Raw genomic sequence first — 14,946 nt, 5'->3', positions numbered from 1 at the left:
CCTGGGTGGCTTCCCGGAGAGGCCGACGTGCCCGCTCGGGTACACTCGACGGGTGCTCATGTGTGTGACGGCGAGCCATAAGAACGCCACCTTCGACCTCCTCGAACGACTCTCAGTCGGCGCGGAGGGCGTTGCCGCGCGCCTGGTCGCCCACCACGAATGCGTCTCCGGGGCCGTCGTCGTGGCCACCTGCAACCGCTTCGAGGCGTACATCGACCTCGACGAGCCCGTCACCGCAGCCGCCTCCGTCGCCTTCGAGGCCGCCGCAGAGGCCGTCAGCGAGACCACCGGCATCCCCGCCGAGCAGCTGCGCGAGGTGTTCGACCTCAGCGTCGGCACCGCGGCCGCCGAGCACCTCTTCGCCGTGTCGGCCGGGCTCGAGTCCGTCGTCGTCGGTGAGGGCGAGATCGCCGGGCAGGTCAGGCGCTCGCTCGAGTCCGCTCGGGCCGGCGGCACCACCAGCTCCGAACTCGAGCGCCTCTTCCAGCGCGCCTCGCAGACCTCCCGTGGCATCAAGAACCGCACGCCGCTCGGGCGCGCGGGCCGCTCCATCGTGCGACTCGCCCTCGACCTCGCCGAGAGCCGGATCGACGACTGGGCCACGCAGCGCGTCCTGCTCGTGGGCACCGGAGCCTACGCCGGAGCGAGCCTCGCGGCCCTCCGCGACCGCGGCGTCACCGACGTGCTCGTGCACTCGCCCTCCGGCCGGGCCGAGAAGTTCGCCCGGTCCCACGAGATCGGTTGGATCGGCCAGGACGAGCTCGCTCGCACCACCGGCGAGGTCGACATCATCGTCACCTGCACCACCGCCGACGGCCACGTCGTCGACGCCGCGCTGCTCCGCGCCGGTCGCGCAGCGGTCGCAGCCGACCACCGTGCCCGCGCCGGCGCCGCGCAGGACGCACCGGTCCTCTCCCTGGTGTCGGGTGCCGCCACGCCGGCCGCCGAGGTGGAGCCCACCGGGGTCTCGGAGCTCGTCCACGACGTCATCACCGAAGCCGCAGCGGAGTGCCCCGTGCCGCACGCCTCGGCCCAGCTCGTCATCGACCTCGGCCTGCCGCGCAACGTCGACCCCGACGTCGCCACGGTCGCCGGTGTCGTCCTCCTCGACCTCGAGACCATCCGGATCCACGCGCCGCTGGAAGAGCTGCAGGCCACCGAGGTCGCCCGCTCCATCGTCAGCCGTGCGGCCCAGAAGTTCGCCGCGGTGGGCGAGGAACGCAGCCTCGAACCCGCGGTCGTCGCCCTGCGGAGCCACGTGCACGCCCTCGTCGAAGCCGAGGTCGCCCGCGCGACGGCCCGCGGCGACGACGACGGATCGACCGCCCGCGCCCTGCGTCACCTCGCCGGAGTCCTCCTCCACGAACCGACGGTCCGAGCACGCAACCTCGCCCGCAACGGCGATCAGGCCGCGTACACCACGGCACTGCAGACGCTCTTCGGTATCGAGGTCCCGCAGGCTCCTGTGGTCGTCGTGCCGGTCACCGACGCCGACTCGGCCGCCTCAGCCTCCTAGCCCGTCGACGCACGACGCCTGGGCTCGCCGAGGCGCGGACCGCGACAACGACGAACGGGCACCGGCGCGATGCCGATGCCCGTCATGATCCGCCTGCCGAGCAGGCCGTGGATCAGTAGCTGTCGTAGTCGTAGGTGGCCGCCGTGCCCATGATGCCGGCGAAGATGAGGATGTAGAAGATGATGAGGATGACGCCGGCGAGGACCGACACACCGCTCACGATCGTGCCGGCGAGCGCGAGGCCACGGCCCTGCTCACCGGTGCGCTTGATCTGACCCAGGGCGATGATGCCGAGGACGAGGCCGACGACGCCGAACCCGACGAAGGGCGCGATGAGCGAGATGATCGCCATGACGTTCGTCTTCTGGCCGGCGGGCTGCGCGTAGCCGTACGGCGCCTGTGGCTGACCGTAGGGAGCGGCGGGCTGACCGTAGGGGTTCTGCTGCTGACCATACGGAGCCTGCGGCTGGCCGTAGGGGTTCTGCTGCTGCTCACCGTAGGGCGACTGCTGCTGCCCGTACTTCGGCTGCTCGCCGTACTGCTGCGTCTGCTGCTCGCCGTAGGGCGAGGGCTGACCGTACTGCGGCGCCTGCTCCCCGTACTGCGGAGCCGGCGGGACCTGCGACTCGCCGTAGGGCGGCTGCTGGGGAGCCTGGCCCTGACCGTACGGGTCGTTCGGCTGGCCGGAGTTCGGATCAGTCATGTGGGTGCACCTCGCGCATAGGGGTTCGACGAACGGACTCATGCTTGCAGCGCGCCGTCGCCTTGTCAACACAGCGTACCCCGCGTTCCCGCAGGATCACTGGGCTCGCGCCGCCCTGGCCGAGCGCAGCGACCACGGCGCACGACGGCGGCAGCGCCGGCCGGTGGCAAGATGGACGAGGGGGTGCGGATGGACGAGGAATCGGTGGCGGATGCCGACGATGTCGCGCTCGCAGACGCCCCACCCGTGGCGGAACGTCCAGGAGCACTGAGGATCGCCGGGATCGTCGCCGTCGACTGGATCCACTCGGTGGTGTGGCACACCAGGGCCTTCTTCAGCGGCCGGATCCCGCGGGAGTACGGTCGTGGCGACACCAGCCGCCCGGTCGTCGTCCTGATCCCGGGCGTCTACGAGACGTGGGCGTTCCTCAAGCCGGTCGCCGACCATCTCAACGCCGCCGGGTACCGCATCCGCATCGCGCGCGGTCTCGGCTACAACCGCAAGCCCATCCGGGACACCGCGGCCCGCTTCGCCCGGGCGCTCGGCAGGCTGCCGAAGCCGAACGCGGGCTGCGTCATCGTCGCGCACAGCAAAGGGGGCCTCGTCGGGAAGGAACTCCTGCTGACCGATCGCGAACGTCTCGGGCTGCTCGGCGTCGTCGCGATCTGCTCGCCCTTCTCCGGGTCGGTGCTCGCCAAGTACGTCGTCGATCCGAGCCTCCGCGCGTTCCTGCCGACCGACGAGACCATCGTGGCCCTCGGTGCACCCCACGACGTGAACGCCGACATCGTCTCGATCTACAGCACCTTCGACCCGCACGTCCCGTCGAGCAGCGTGCTGCCCGGGGCGACGAACGTGCTCCTGCCCGTCCCCGGCCACTTCGTCATCCTGAGCACGAAGGAGCTCCGGGAGGCGGTGGAGCTGGCGGTCGACGGGTTCGCCGAACGGCGACGCCTACGCGCCGACTCGGACGGCGAGGTGACCCGATGAGCGACCTGACCGGAGGCGGGCGCGGACCGCTCGCCGACATCCTCGTGTCCGCCGTCGCGATCATCCGGAACCGACGGGTGCTCATGGTCACGGCCCGGGGGCGCGACGTCCTCTACATGCCGGGCGGGAAGATCGACGCGGGCGAGACGCCTGCCGAGGCCGCCGTGCGCGAAGCCCGCGAGGAGATCGCGGTCGACCTCGACCCGGCAGGCGTGACGCCGCTGTTCACCGTCCTCACGCAAGCCCACGGTGAACCGGACGGCCGACTCGTCCGGATGCACGTCTTCGCGGCGGAGACGGATGCGGTCCCACAGCCCTCGGCCGAGGTGAGCGCGGTGCACTGGGTGGGGATGGATTCGCTCCACCGCTGCCCGCCCGCCGGACGTGAGGTGCTCGAGCGCCTGGCGGCCTTGGGGCGCATCGACTGAGCCCTTCGACAAGCTCAGGGACCGGGTGGGCTCAGGGACCCGGCGGGCTCAGTGCACGTATTCGAGGAGGTCCTGGCCGAGGGTGCGGACGGCGTCGACGACGCCGAGTCGCGTTCCGAGCTCGGTGTCGTCGTAGCTCGTGCACACCGCGTAGCTCACGGCGCCGTTCGGGCCGCGCAGGATGCCCGCCTCGGCGCGCACACCCACGCCGGAACCGGTCTTGTTGAAGAGCTGGATGCCGTGGTCGGGTTCGCGATGGGCCAGCGGGTCGAGGCCGAACCCGGAGGCGACGAGGGAGAGGTCGGTGTTGAGCGACAGCCACGCGAGCACCCGACGGCTCGTGGTCGCATCGACGATCTCGCCCGTCGCGAGGGCTTGGAACAGCCAGGCGAGCTCGCGGGCGGACCCGACGGAGAGCTGGGGTGCGTGGTCGGGACCCCGGTGGTCGCGCACGATGTCGAGCAGCGCCGTCCGCTTGAGTCCGATCTCCTCGGCGCGGTGCCGGACGGCCTCGAGGCCGATGTGACGCAGGAGGACGTTCGTGGCGAGGTTGTCACTCGTGGCACCCACGAGCGCCGCCAGGTCTGCGACGGGCAGGGACGGCGCCTGCAGGTGCTGCCAGATTCCGGAGTCGGCGACCGCGTCGAGCGGCTCGCGGTCGAGGATGGTGAGACCGCTGAAGTCGGTGTCGCCGAGTCGTGCTGCGACCTCGATGAGGAGCAGGACCTTGCCGATCGAGGCGGTGGGGACGACCACGTGGTCGTCGGCCGACATGAGCATCTCGCCGGTCGTGATGTCGTTGATCCGGAGGCTGACCTGCGCACCCGAGGCGGCGAGCTCGCCGAGGGCGCTGAACCCTCTGGTGAACGGTTCGATCGGTGCTGCGGCCCGGTGGCGCCCTCGACGCGCATCGCGCGATCGGCGACGCTCGGACACTTGCACTCGTGAAGCCACGGCTGACCGAACTCCTCTGCTCCAGATGGTGATCCCGACGATGATGCGGGGTGTGGACCTGCCCCGGTCAGCCCACTCGACTGCCGTCCGACGACCCGCTCAGCGGGCCTCCGGATGTGCCGTCCACGGTATCGTAAGCGTCCTTCGGGCTGGCTGCGAATCCTCGCGCAGGAACCGTTCCCCGGGCGCGTCGACCCGACGACTGTCGCTTTCGGCGCGGCGAAATCGGCCGTGCCGATCGACCGGCGATGACCACCGGATCCGTGTGGATCAGCCGCGGGCGCGAGCCGGGAACTGGGTCGCGAACTTCCCGCCGCTGACGTCGATCAACGCTCCGGTGACGTAGCCGGCCTGGTCGCTCGCGAGGAAGCGGACGACGTTCGCCACGTCCTCCGGCTCCTCCCACCGGCGCAGCGACAGGGTGTCGAGCAAGGCGTCCTGACGATCGGCGGGCAGCTCGGCGAAGCCGTTCATCGCGGTCGGGACCATGCCGGGCGCGTAGGCGTTCACCGTGATCCCCCACGGGCCGAGTTCGCTGGCGAGGACCTTCGTCAGCTGCACCACCGCCGACTTCGACGCCGCGTACGCCGCGCTGCCGACACTCGGGATGATCGCCGCGAAGCTCGCCGCGTTGATGATCCGGCCAGAGCCCTGCTCCTTCAGATAGGGGATGACGGCCTTCGACATCCGGAAGACCCCGCCGACGTTCACGTCGAAGCACGCCGTCCAGGCGTCGTCACTCGTCTCCTCGAGCAGCGCCTCGACGTTGATGCCGGCGTTGTTGACGAGGACGTCGATCCCACCGAGGCGCACGGCGGCCTCCGTGACCGCCTCCGTCACCGAGGTCTCGGACCGCACGTTGCACGGGATGGCGGCGAGCGCGTCGCCCCATGCGCCGATGAGATCGTCGAGCGGGGTGACGTCGAGGTCGAGGACCGCGACACGCGCACCCTCGGCGAGGAACGTCTCCGCGAGCGCCCGACCGATCCCGCGTGCTCCCCCGGTCACGATGACCCGGCGGTCCGTCAGATCCAGCAACATCGTCGTCTCCGTTCCTCTGCGGCATGGACGACGGCAGCACCGTCCACGTCAGGCGATTAAAACATACGAATGGTCGACCGTGCCTACACTGGAGCCATGACGGATCGAGTGCTGTGGGTGACCGGTGGCGGAAGCGGGATGGGACGGGCCGTCGCGCTGGCCGCGGCCCGCTCCGGGCGCCGAGTGGCGGTGACCGGCCGCCGGGCGGAGGCACTCGACGAGACGGTGGCGGAGATCACCGCAGCGGGCGGAACGGCCCTCGCGGCAGCCGCCGACGCGACCGACCCCGCGGCGCTCGCACGCGCCCACGAGCGCATCCTCGCCGACTTCGGAACGGTCGACGACCTGGTGACGGCTGCGGGACTGAACTCGCCGCGGCGGCGCTGGGACGACCAGTCGATGGCCGAGTTCGCGACGATCGTCGACACGAACCTCACCTCCGTGGCGCGCGCGATCGACCTCGCACTGCCCGGCATCCGCGCGGCGCAGGGCCGCGTCGTCGTCATCTCCTCCTTCGCCGGCTGGCGCTTCTCCACCAAGGGCGGCGTCGCCTACAGCGCGAGCAAGACCGCACTGTCGTCCCTCTGCGCCACGCTGAACGAGGAGGAGGGGATCAACGGTGTCGGCGCGACGCACCTCTGCCCCGGCGACGTCGACACCCCCTTCCTCTCGATGCGCCCACAGGTGCCGGACGCCGCAGCACGGGAGACGATGTTGGCCCCGGAGGACATCGCGCGCGCGGTCACCTTCGTCCTCGACGGCCCCGCCCACGTCCGGATCGACGAGTTGGTCATCTCCCCCACCCGCCCGGCCGTCGCGCGGTGACCGCCACCGACCGACCGGGTACCTCGGCGTTCGAACGCACGCTCGACCGCATCGGCTCCGACATCGTCGAGGGACGACTGGCGTCCGGCGCCGTGTGCACGGTCGAAGGACTGACCGCTCGGACCGGGCACTCGCGGTCCGTCGTCCGCGAGGCGACCCGCGTCCTCGGCGGGCTCGGCCTCCTCGAGGGGAAGGCCCACGTCGGACACACGGTCCTGCCGTCGGAGCGGTGGGACTGGCTGCAGCCACGCGTGCTCCGCTGGTCGCTCGCGAGCGGACGACGCGACGCGACGCTGCTGGCGATCCGTGAGCTCCGGACCGCCACCGAACCCGAGTGCGCCCGGCTGGCGGCGGAGCGACGCAGTAGCGCGGCCGGGCTCGAGCTGCGGACGATCGGCGACGCACTCCTCGACGCCGCGGCAGCCCAGGACGTCGCAGCCTTCCTCGACGCCGACCTCCGGTTGCACCGACTCCTGCGGCAGGCTGCCGCGAACCCGCTCCTCGACCGCGTCGGAGACGCCATCGACGCAGCCCTCCGGGATCGGGTCGACCGCCTTCCGGCCGGTGCGATCGATCTCGACGACGCGGCGTTGCACCGGGACCTGGCGAGCGCCGTCGAGCGACGCGATGGCGACGCGGCCGCGGCGGCGATGCGCGCGATCATCGTCCGCACCGCCTGAGCGCCTCGCTGGGAGGCCGCTCGCGCGGCCCCGCACACCCCTGTCCGCTCACGGTTCTCGCAGCTTCGTGAAACACGTCCGTCACGCAGGTAACGACCGTGTTGCAGTGCTGGAAAATATTTGCAAGCTCCCTGTACTTATTGAATACTGTTTCCACACCCACTGAAAACAGCAGGGATCGACCCCACGGTCATCACGGATCCCGGGCCAACGACGGCTCGGACTCCCGATCCCAGAATCGAGGAGCAGCACCATGCGCAAGCGCACCCTTCCGCTGGCCGTCCTCGCCACCGCGGCACTCGGCCTCACCGCCTGTGCCGGTGGCGGATCCGGCTCAGGCGACGTCTCGGCCGACGGCCAGACGCTCACCGTCTGGATCATGCAGGGCACCAACCCCGACTCCGAGGCCTTCTTCAAGGAGGTCGGCTCGGCCTTCAAGAAGGAGACCGGCGCCACCCTGAAGGTCGAATACGTGCAGTGGGCCGATGCCCACGACCGCTTCGTCACCTCCATCGCCGGCAACACCACGCCGGACGTCGCCGAGACCGGCACCACCTGGACGGCCGAGTTCGCCGACGCCGGCGCGCTCGCCCCGATCGGCGACTACGTCGACAAGGCCGGCCTGAAGGACGACCTCGTCAAGGGTCTCGCCGACTCCGGCACCTACGACGGCGAGCTCTACGGCATGCCCTGGTACGCCGGCGTCCGTTCGATCGTCTACCGCACCGACGTCTTCGAGGAGCTCGGCCTCAAGGCGCCGACCACCTGGCAGGAGATCATCGACGCCGGAACCGCGATCAAGGCCGCGAAGCCCGACATGATCCCGTTCCCCGTCCCCGGTGACGCCGAGTTCACGGCCTACCCGTGGGTCTGGGGCGCCGGCGGCGAGGTCTCCGAGCTCGACGGCGACACCTGGAAGTCCCAGCTCGCGAGCGACGACTCGCGCAAGGGCATCCAGTTCTGGACCGACCTGGCCACGAAGTACGACCTCTCCTCCTCGGGTGCGACCACCTGGAAGGAGACCGACGTCCTCGACAACTTCGTGCAGGACAAGGTCGCCATGGCGATCATGGGCTCCTGGACCCCGGCCACCATCGTGCAGAAGAACCCGGAGCTCGAGGGCAAGTTCGCCGCCATCCCGATCCCGGGTGAGGACGGCGGCATGTCGCCCTCCGTGCTCGGCGGCTCGCACCTCAGCATGTTCAACACCTCGAAGAACAAGGACCTCGCGTTCCAGTTCATCGAGATGATGACGACCGGCAAGTACGCCTCCGAGTGGGCCGAGCAGACCGGGTACTTCCCCGGCCAGACCTCGCTGCTCAGCGACGCGACCGAGAGCGACGACCCGCTGGTGAAGCCCTTCGCCGAGCAGTTCGTCGACGGCGGCGCTTCCCTCCCCGTGACCCCGAAGTTCGGTGCGGTGCAGGCGAAGAAGACCACCAACGCGATGATCCAGGCCATCCTCTCCGGGAGCAAGTCGGTCGACCAGGCGACGACCGACGCCGCCACCGAGATGGACGACATCATGAACGGCAAGTAGCCGATCGTGTCGACCCTCACCCCGCCCACGGTCACCCGCGAAGCCCCCGCTTCGCGGGTGGCCGGGGGCCCCTCCCCCAAGCGGCTGCGGCTCCTCATGCGCACCCGCCCCTGGCTGCTGCTCACGCCGGCGCTCCTCATCCTCGCCGTCCTCCTGCTCTGGCCGCTCATCCGGGTCGTGCTGTTCTCCCTGCAGGACTACGGCCTCCGCGAGATCGTCTCCGGCGACACCAACTTCAACGGCGGGGCGAACTACGCCGAGGTCTTCGCAGACCCGACCCTCTGGACCGTCGTCCTTCCGAACACCGTCTTCTTCGCGGCGGCCGCCGTCATCGGCACGGTCGTCCTCGGCACCCTCGTCGCCCTCCTCATGGCGAACCTCGGTTCTTTCTGGCGCACCATCGTCGGCAGCGCCATCATGGTCGCCTGGGCGATGCCCGCCGTCACCGGCACCTACGTGTGGGTCTGGATCTTCGACGCCGACCGCGGCATCGTCAATCAGACGCTCATGGGCGCCGGGCTCATGGACGAGCCCTTCAACTGGTTCACCAACCAGTTCACGTTCTACGGCATCGCGCTGCTGAACGTCATCCACCACGGGTTCCCGTTCGTGGCCATCACCGTGCTGGCCGGCCTGCTCGGCGTCTCCAAGGAGATGCTGGAAGCCGCTGAGATGGACGGGGCCGGCGCGTTCCGCCGCTTCTTCCAGATCACCTTCCCGTCGCTGCGCCAGGTGTTCTCCGTCGTCATCATCCTGTCGACGATCTGGGACTTCAAGGTGTTCGCGCAGATCTACCTCATGCCGGGTGGTTCCGGCTCGAACCGTGAGGTGCTGAACCTCGGCGTGTGGTCCTACGTGGAGTCCTTCGGGCAGAACCGGTACGGCTTCGGCTCCGCCATCGCGGTGCTGCTGACCCTCGTGCTGCTCGGCATCACGATCGTCTACATCCGCGCCCTCATGAAGGAGGACGAACTGTGACAACCCACGCCCCCGCCCCGACCACCGCCCGTCGACAGGCTCAGGGACCGGGAACCGACGGATCCGCCAAGCCGCAGGTCCCCATGCACCGGAAGGCGAGCGGTCGGAAGATCCGCTCCAACACGGTCAAGGCGGTCCTCGTCACCCTGCTCCTCGTGTTCACACTGTTCCCGGCGTACTGGATGCTGTCGAGCGCCTTCGACGCGCAGGCGTCGAGCGGCGGCCAGTCCTTCTTCCCGAAGGAGCTGTCGCTGACGAACTTCGAGTCGGTCCTGACCGACGGCGGATTCGCCGTCTTCCTGCGCAACTCCGCGATCGTCGCCGGTGCGACGGTGCTCATCTCCGCCGCCGTCGCGCTCCTCGCCTCGGTCGCGGTCGCCCGCTTCCGGTTCAAGTTCCGCACCGCGGTCCTGCTCATGATCCTCGTCGTGCAGATGGTGCCGCTCGAGGCGCTCGTGATCCCGCTGTTCGTGCAGATCCGCGACCTGCAGCTGCTCAACACGCTGCTCGGGCTCATCATCGTCTACGTGGCCCTCGCCCTGCCGTTCGGCATCTGGATGCTCCGCGGCTTCGTCGCGGCGGTCCCGGTGGAACTCGAAGAGGCGGCGTTCCTCGACGGCGCCAGCTGGTGGCGCATGTTCCGCTCGATCATGCTCCCGCTCGTGGCCCCCGGCCTCGTCGCGACGAGCGTGTTCAGCTTCATCACCGCGTGGAACGAGTTCATCTTCGCGATGACCCTGCTCGGCGGCTCGACGGAGAACTACACGGTCGCCATCGGCCTCAAGCAGTTCTTCGGGCTGAACTCCAACGACTGGGGCTCGGTCATGGCGGCGTCGACGATCATCACGATCCCGGTCATGATCTTCTTCATCCTCGTGCAGCGACGCCTCTCCGGCGGCCTCGTCTCCGGAGCGGTGAAGGGATGACCGACCCCGACGTCGCCCGGCTGGTCCGTGGCGTCCTCTGGCCGGGGTTCCTCGGCCGGACCGCCCCGGACTGGCTGCTGCGCGAACTCGACGGCGGCCTCGCCGGTGTCGTCTACTTCGGCCAGAACCTCTCGGCCGATCCGGCGCAGGTCGAGGCCCTCTCGGCGACGCTCCGCGCGCACCGGCCGGAGATCCTCATCGGCGTCGACGAGGAGGGCGGCAACGTCTCCCGGCTCGAGGCCCTCACCGGATCGACGTTGCCGGGGCACGCCCAGCTCGGTGCGCTCGACGAGGTCGAGACCACCCGGGCCGTCGGCTCCGAACTCGCGCGCCGACTCCGCTCGGCCGGGGCGAACGTCGACCTCGGCCCCGTGGCCGATGTGAACACCAACCCGGCGAACCCCGTCATCGGCGTGCGCTCGTTCGGCACCACCGCGGCGCTCGTCTCTCGCCACGTCGCCGCCATGGTCGAGGGTCTGCAGTCGGGCGGGGTCGCCGCGTGCGTGAAGCACTATCCCGGCCACGGCGACACCGCGAGCGACTCCCACCTCGACCTCCCCCGCATCGAGCTGGAGCTGGAGGAGCTCGAGGCCGAGCACCTGCCACCGTTCGAGGCTGCCATCGGGGCCGGGGTCGCAAGCGTCATGACCGCCCACATCGTCGTCCCCGCCTTCGGTGACGCACCGGCGACCCTCAACCCGATCCCGCTCCGCCGACTTCGCGAGAGCGGCTTCGACGGCGTCATCATCTCCGACGCGCTCGACATGGCCGCGATCCGTTCCACCACCGGTTCCGGACGCGGGGCGGTCCTCGCGCTCGAGGCCGGCGTGGACCTGCTCTGCATCGGCAACCCCTCGAACCTCGGACCGAAGCAGGGCGCCACCACCGACGAGGACGACTACCTCGAGGTGTTCGAGGCGGTCTGCGCCGCGATCACCGACGGTGGTCTCGACCGCGCGATCGTCGAGCGTGCGGCCGCCCGCGTCGCGCGGCTCGCTGCGACGGTCGCCCCTTCGACAGGCTCAGGGACCGGCGACCCGGTCCCTGAGGCATCCCCGGTCCCTGAGCTGGTCGAAGGGCGCTTCGCCGACGCCATCCGCCGCATCGTCCGGGTCCGCGGTGACGTCGCCGTCGACGCCTCGGCGATCACGCTCGTCGACCTCCGCGACCGACCGACCTTCGCCGTCGCCTCGGCGCACGACCCCTTCGCCGAGTCTCTCGCCGAACGGTTCGAGGTGACGCGGCTCGAGGCCGGCCCGAGTCTGCGCACACCGGATCCCCGTGCGGAGGCGTCCACCTCGGACGAGCTGTCCCTCCTGCTCGACACGATCCCCGCCGGGCACGGCGTCGCCCTCCTGGCGGACCGCCTCGACGACGACACCCCGCAGCGGCTTGCCGTGGAGCGCATCGCGGCCATCCGGCCCGACGCGGTCGTCGTGAGCGTCGGTCTGCCGCTCGCCGACGACCTCCGGCTCACACTCCCCGTCATCGACTGCCTTGCAGCCTCACGCGCCTCGGCCGACCGGGTCACGGAGCTGCTCGCCTCGGGGACGACCGCCGCACCATCGCACCACCAGCACCACCGGAACGGATCATGACCCACCTCGCACCACCCGTCCTCGCCATCGATCTCGGGAAGACGTCCTGCCGCGCCCGCATCACGGGCGGTTCCGCCGAGGAGCCGACCGTCCTCGCCGAAGCCCACGGCCACGGTGCGCCCGGCCTCGCCGACCACGAGGGTGCCGAGCTCTCGGCTCGGGCGGTCATGGACACGGTCTCGCAGCTGCCGGCCGCGCTGCTGGCCGAGGTCCGGCACGTCGGTATCGGCGCCGCAGGGGTCGAAGCCGCCCCGCACCAGGTCGCCGCGTTCACCGCGGAGCTCCGCCTGGCGCTCGGTGCCACGATCGCCGTCGTGAACGACGCCCTCGCAGCCCACGCCGGCGCCTTCGCGGGTGGCCCGGGCACCGTGCTCATCGCCGGGACCGGTGCCGTCGTGTTCGACGTCGACGCTGCGGGTGCCGTCAGGCAGATCGACGGCTGGGGGCCCTGGCTCGGCGACGAGGGCAGCGGTCGGTGGATCGGGCAGGAGGGCCTCGAGGCGTGCATGCGCGCGTTCGACGGTCGCGGCCCGGCGACCGCGCTCCTCGCGGACGCCGAGGCACTCGCCGGCACGATCCCGGCGCTTCCGCTCTGGGTCTCCAGCACCGGAGCACCGGCCCGCCAACTCGGCACCTTCGCCCCGACGGTCATCGCCCGGGCAGAGCAGGGCGACGAGGTCGCCGCGGGCATCGTCGACGGCGCCTGTGCACACCTCGCGGCGAGCGCCGCCGCGGCCGGTAGCGGTGCCGTGTGCGTCGTCGGCGGCATCGCCTCCCAGCCCTACTTCGCCGCCCACCTCGCGACGGCCATGCGCGAGGTCGGCGTCGACCTCGTCGGACCTCGGGGCGACGCCTTGGACGGCGCCAGGCTCGTGGCCCTCGACACGGCGATCTCCTACGCCGGAAGGGTCGTGCGCGACGATGTCCACGCTGTCTGAGGGTTCCTCCGTCAGGGACTCCCTCCGCGCCGAGCTCGCGACGATGTCCACCGAGCAGGTGGGCGAACGCGTCCCCGACCTCGACGCCCTCACCACGCGTGAGCTCGTGGAGGCAATGAACGAGGAGGACCGGTCCGTCCCGGAGGCCGTCGCCGCGGTGGCCCCCGAGATCGCGGCGGCCGTCGATGCGATCGTCGACCGACTCCGGCGCGGTGGTCGGCTCATCTACCTGGGAGCCGGCACGGCGGGCCGTATGGGCATCCTCGATGCGAGCGAGGCCCCACCGACCTTCGGCACCGATCCCGGGCTCATCGTCGGGCTCATCGCGGGTGGCCCCGGCGCCATCCAGCAGGCGGTGGAGAACGCGGAGGACCGTGACGACCTCGGGCGCGCGGATCTGGCGTCGCTGTCGATCACTGCGGACGACGCCGTCGTGGGGGTCTCCGCGTCGGGCCGCACGCCCTACGTCCTGGGCGCCCTCGAGGACGCGCGCTCGGTCGGCGCGATCACGATCGGCCTGTCGTGCAACGCGGGCTCCCCGCTCGGACGGGACGCCGACATCGGCATCGAGGCGGTCGTCGGTCCGGAGCTCCTCACCGGTTCGACGCGGCTGAAGGCGGGGACGGCGCAGAAGCTCGTGCTCAACATGCTGTCGACGATCTCGATGGTGCGACTCGGGAAGACGTACCGGAACCTCATGGTCGACCTGCGTGCGACGAACGAGAAGCTGCGGGCGCGCGCGGAACGGACGGTCATGCTGGCCACCGACGTCGACGCCGCCACGGCCGCTGCGACACTCGCATCCGTCGACGGCTGGGTGAAGGCCGCTATCCTCGTCCTCGTGACCGGCATCGCCGCAGATGAAGCAGTCGCCCGCCTCCGCAGCGGCGACGGGTCCCTCAGCGCGGCCATCGCGGCCCACGCGGCCGCCCAGCCGACGGGGGCCGCACCGGATGTCCACTGACGCGCTCCTCGTGCTCCGCCAGGCGATCCCACGCCTGAGCGCCGCCGAGACGCGCGTCGCCGAGACGATCATCGGCACCCCCTCGCTCGTCGTCGAGTTGACCATCACGGAGCTCGCGAAGGCGTGCGGCACCTCGCAGGCGACCGTGGCCCGGTTCTGCCAGACGATCGGATACACGGGGTACCGGGAGTTCCGGGTGGCCGTCGCGACGTCGACGAGCCGCGAGCAGGCGGAGCGGGACCGGTTCGAGGTCGACGACGCCGACATCGACCCGGACGACTCGGTGGAGACGGTCGTCGCGAAGGTCGCGTACCAGGAGGTGCAGGCGATCGAGCTGACCGCCCGTTCGCTCGACCGCGACGCCCTGGACGCGGTCGTAGACGCGCTGCTCCTCGCGCCGCGGATCGACATCATCGGCTTCGGCTCCTCGAACCTCACCGCGCAGGACCTCCACCAGAAGCTCTACCGGATCGGCATGCCGGCCAACACCTTCGTCGACGCCCACCTGGCGTTGCCGTCGGCCGCCCTCCTCGGGCCGGGCGGGGTCGCCATCGGCATCTCGCACTCGGGTCTCACGGTCGAGACCGAGCAGGCGATGCAACTCGCCCGTGCCGCGGGGGCGACGACGGTGTGCATCACGAACTTCCCCGACTCCCCCATCGCGAGCCGCTGCGACCTCGTCCTCGTGACGCAGGCGAGGGAGAGCCGCTACCGTTCCGGGGCGATGTCCTCGCGCATCGCGCAACTCGCGCTCGTCGACCTGTTGTTCATCCGTGTCGCCCAGCGTCGCTACGACGTCGCAGCGGAATCGCTCCGCGTCACCTACGAGTCCATCCAGGACCACCGCATCGACACCTGAGTTCGG

Annotated in this window: 15 protein-coding genes; 12 read left to right on the top strand and 3 right to left on the bottom strand. The window is 70.7% G+C overall.

Going from position 1 to position 14,946, the window contains the following annotated elements; translation table 11 throughout:
• Positions 1-52: 52 nt before the first annotated feature.
• The gene (locus ASF68_RS12250; RefSeq protein WP_056010637.1) at positions 53-1,516 is read left to right on the top strand and encodes a glutamyl-tRNA reductase; all 1,464 of its coding nucleotides are present in this window, start codon (positions 53-55) and stop codon (positions 1,514-1,516) included.
• Between the two features lie 112 nt (positions 1,517-1,628).
• Here the strand turns inward: ASF68_RS12250 and ASF68_RS12245 are convergent, their stop codons facing one another.
• A complete protein-coding gene (locus ASF68_RS12245) occupies positions 1,629-2,219 on the bottom strand; it encodes a DUF4190 domain-containing protein (RefSeq protein ID WP_056010634.1) in 591 nt (196 codons plus the stop codon).
• A gap of 189 nt (positions 2,220-2,408) precedes the next feature.
• On the opposite strand from ASF68_RS12245, the gene ASF68_RS12240 reads away from it, so the two are divergent.
• A complete protein-coding gene (locus tag ASF68_RS12240) occupies positions 2,409-3,209 on the top strand; it encodes a triacylglycerol lipase (RefSeq protein ID WP_056010631.1) in 801 nt (266 codons plus the stop codon).
• Positions 3,206-3,637 (top strand): NUDIX domain-containing protein, encoded by a 432-nt coding sequence (locus tag ASF68_RS12235; RefSeq protein WP_056010628.1) that lies wholly within the window; start codon positions 3,206-3,208, stop codon positions 3,635-3,637. Before ASF68_RS12240 ends, ASF68_RS12235 begins: the two co-directional genes overlap by 4 nt.
• A gap of 48 nt (positions 3,638-3,685) precedes the next feature.
• Here ASF68_RS12235 and ASF68_RS12230 read toward each other — a convergent pair whose 3' ends face one another.
• Both ASF68_RS12230 and ASF68_RS12225 read right to left on the bottom strand, forming a co-directional pair.
• Entirely contained in the window at positions 3,686-4,591 is a 906-nt protein-coding gene (locus tag ASF68_RS12230; RefSeq protein WP_056010625.1) for a serine hydrolase, read from the bottom strand.
• A gap of 270 nt (positions 4,592-4,861) precedes the next feature.
• Complete coding sequence (locus ASF68_RS12225; protein WP_056010623.1) at positions 4,862-5,632, bottom strand: SDR family NAD(P)-dependent oxidoreductase; 771 nt, start codon at positions 5,630-5,632, stop codon at positions 4,862-4,864.
• Between the two features lie 96 nt (positions 5,633-5,728).
• Here ASF68_RS12225 and ASF68_RS12220 point away from each other — a divergent pair, with 96 nt between their 5' ends.
• The 9 genes from ASF68_RS12220 (at position 5,729) to ASF68_RS12180 (ending at position 14,940) form a co-directional block, all read left to right on the top strand.
• Positions 5,729-6,457, top strand: a complete 729-nt coding sequence (locus ASF68_RS12220) for an SDR family oxidoreductase (protein WP_082498597.1) — start codon at positions 5,729-5,731, stop codon at positions 6,455-6,457.
• Positions 6,454-7,137 (top strand): FadR/GntR family transcriptional regulator, encoded by a 684-nt coding sequence (locus ASF68_RS12215; RefSeq protein WP_056010618.1) that lies wholly within the window; start codon positions 6,454-6,456, stop codon positions 7,135-7,137. The genes ASF68_RS12220 and ASF68_RS12215 overlap by 4 nt, the downstream gene beginning before the upstream one ends.
• A gap of 253 nt (positions 7,138-7,390) precedes the next feature.
• Positions 7,391-8,677: a sugar ABC transporter substrate-binding protein gene (locus ASF68_RS12210; protein ID WP_056010615.1), complete on the top strand. Its 1,287-nt coding sequence runs from the start codon at positions 7,391-7,393 to the stop codon at positions 8,675-8,677.
• Between the two features lie 6 nt (positions 8,678-8,683).
• Positions 8,684-9,655 (top strand): carbohydrate ABC transporter permease, encoded by a 972-nt coding sequence (locus tag ASF68_RS12205; protein WP_369796463.1) that lies wholly within the window; start codon positions 8,684-8,686, stop codon positions 9,653-9,655.
• 83 nt (positions 9,656-9,738) lie between these two features.
• Complete coding sequence (locus ASF68_RS12200; RefSeq protein WP_056011910.1) at positions 9,739-10,581, top strand: carbohydrate ABC transporter permease; 843 nt, start codon at positions 9,739-9,741, stop codon at positions 10,579-10,581.
• Complete coding sequence (locus tag ASF68_RS12195) at positions 10,578-12,179, top strand: glycoside hydrolase family 3 N-terminal domain-containing protein (protein WP_056010611.1); 1,602 nt, start codon at positions 10,578-10,580, stop codon at positions 12,177-12,179. Before ASF68_RS12200 ends, ASF68_RS12195 begins: the two co-directional genes overlap by 4 nt.
• Positions 12,176-13,117 carry an N-acetylglucosamine kinase gene (locus ASF68_RS12190; protein WP_056010609.1) on the top strand — a complete coding sequence of 314 codons (942 nt, stop codon included), beginning with the start codon at positions 12,176-12,178 and terminating at the stop codon, positions 13,115-13,117. The genes ASF68_RS12195 and ASF68_RS12190 overlap by 4 nt, the downstream gene beginning before the upstream one ends.
• Positions 13,101-14,081, top strand: coding sequence for an N-acetylmuramic acid 6-phosphate etherase (gene murQ, locus ASF68_RS12185; RefSeq protein ID WP_056010606.1), 981 nt, complete (start codon positions 13,101-13,103; stop codon positions 14,079-14,081). The genes ASF68_RS12190 and murQ overlap by 17 nt, the downstream gene beginning before the upstream one ends.
• The gene (locus ASF68_RS12180) at positions 14,071-14,940 is read left to right on the top strand and encodes a MurR/RpiR family transcriptional regulator (RefSeq protein ID WP_056010603.1); all 870 of its coding nucleotides are present in this window, start codon (positions 14,071-14,073) and stop codon (positions 14,938-14,940) included. The genes murQ and ASF68_RS12180 overlap by 11 nt, the downstream gene beginning before the upstream one ends.
• Positions 14,941-14,946 lie beyond the last annotated feature (6 nt).

The organism is Plantibacter sp. Leaf314, assembly GCF_001423185.1.
Taxonomy (GTDB): Bacteria; Actinomycetota; Actinomycetes; order Actinomycetales; family Microbacteriaceae; genus Plantibacter.
Note: the sequence above shows the minus strand (reverse complement) of the source record. Positions and strands in the feature narration are given on the sequence as shown.

Excerpts from the sequence above, each read along its gene's own strand:
- ASF68_RS12235 (WP_056010628.1), top strand. The coding sequence starts at position 3,206 with ATGAGCGACCTGACCGGAGGCGGGCGCGGACCGCTCGCCGACATCCTC.
- ASF68_RS12180 (WP_056010603.1), top strand. The coding sequence starts at position 14,071 with ATGTCCACTGACGCGCTCCTCGTGCTCCGCCAGGCGATCCCACGCCTG.
- ASF68_RS12220 (WP_082498597.1), top strand. The coding sequence starts at position 5,729 with ATGACGGATCGAGTGCTGTGGGTGACCGGTGGCGGAAGCGGGATGGGA.
- ASF68_RS12240 (WP_056010631.1), top strand. The coding sequence starts at position 2,409 with ATGGACGAGGAATCGGTGGCGGATGCCGACGATGTCGCGCTCGCAGAC.
- ASF68_RS12245 (WP_056010634.1), bottom strand. The coding sequence starts at position 2,219 with ATGACTGATCCGAACTCCGGCCAGCCGAACGACCCGTACGGTCAGGGC.
- ASF68_RS12190 (WP_056010609.1), top strand. The coding sequence starts at position 12,176 with ATGACCCACCTCGCACCACCCGTCCTCGCCATCGATCTCGGGAAGACG.
- ASF68_RS12195 (WP_056010611.1), top strand. The coding sequence starts at position 10,578 with ATGACCGACCCCGACGTCGCCCGGCTGGTCCGTGGCGTCCTCTGGCCG.
- ASF68_RS12225 (WP_056010623.1), bottom strand. The coding sequence starts at position 5,632 with ATGTTGCTGGATCTGACGGACCGCCGGGTCATCGTGACCGGGGGAGCA.
- ASF68_RS12200 (WP_056011910.1), top strand. The coding sequence starts at position 9,739 with ATGCACCGGAAGGCGAGCGGTCGGAAGATCCGCTCCAACACGGTCAAG.
- ASF68_RS12210 (WP_056010615.1), top strand. The coding sequence starts at position 7,391 with ATGCGCAAGCGCACCCTTCCGCTGGCCGTCCTCGCCACCGCGGCACTC.
- murQ (WP_056010606.1), top strand. The coding sequence starts at position 13,101 with ATGTCCACGCTGTCTGAGGGTTCCTCCGTCAGGGACTCCCTCCGCGCC.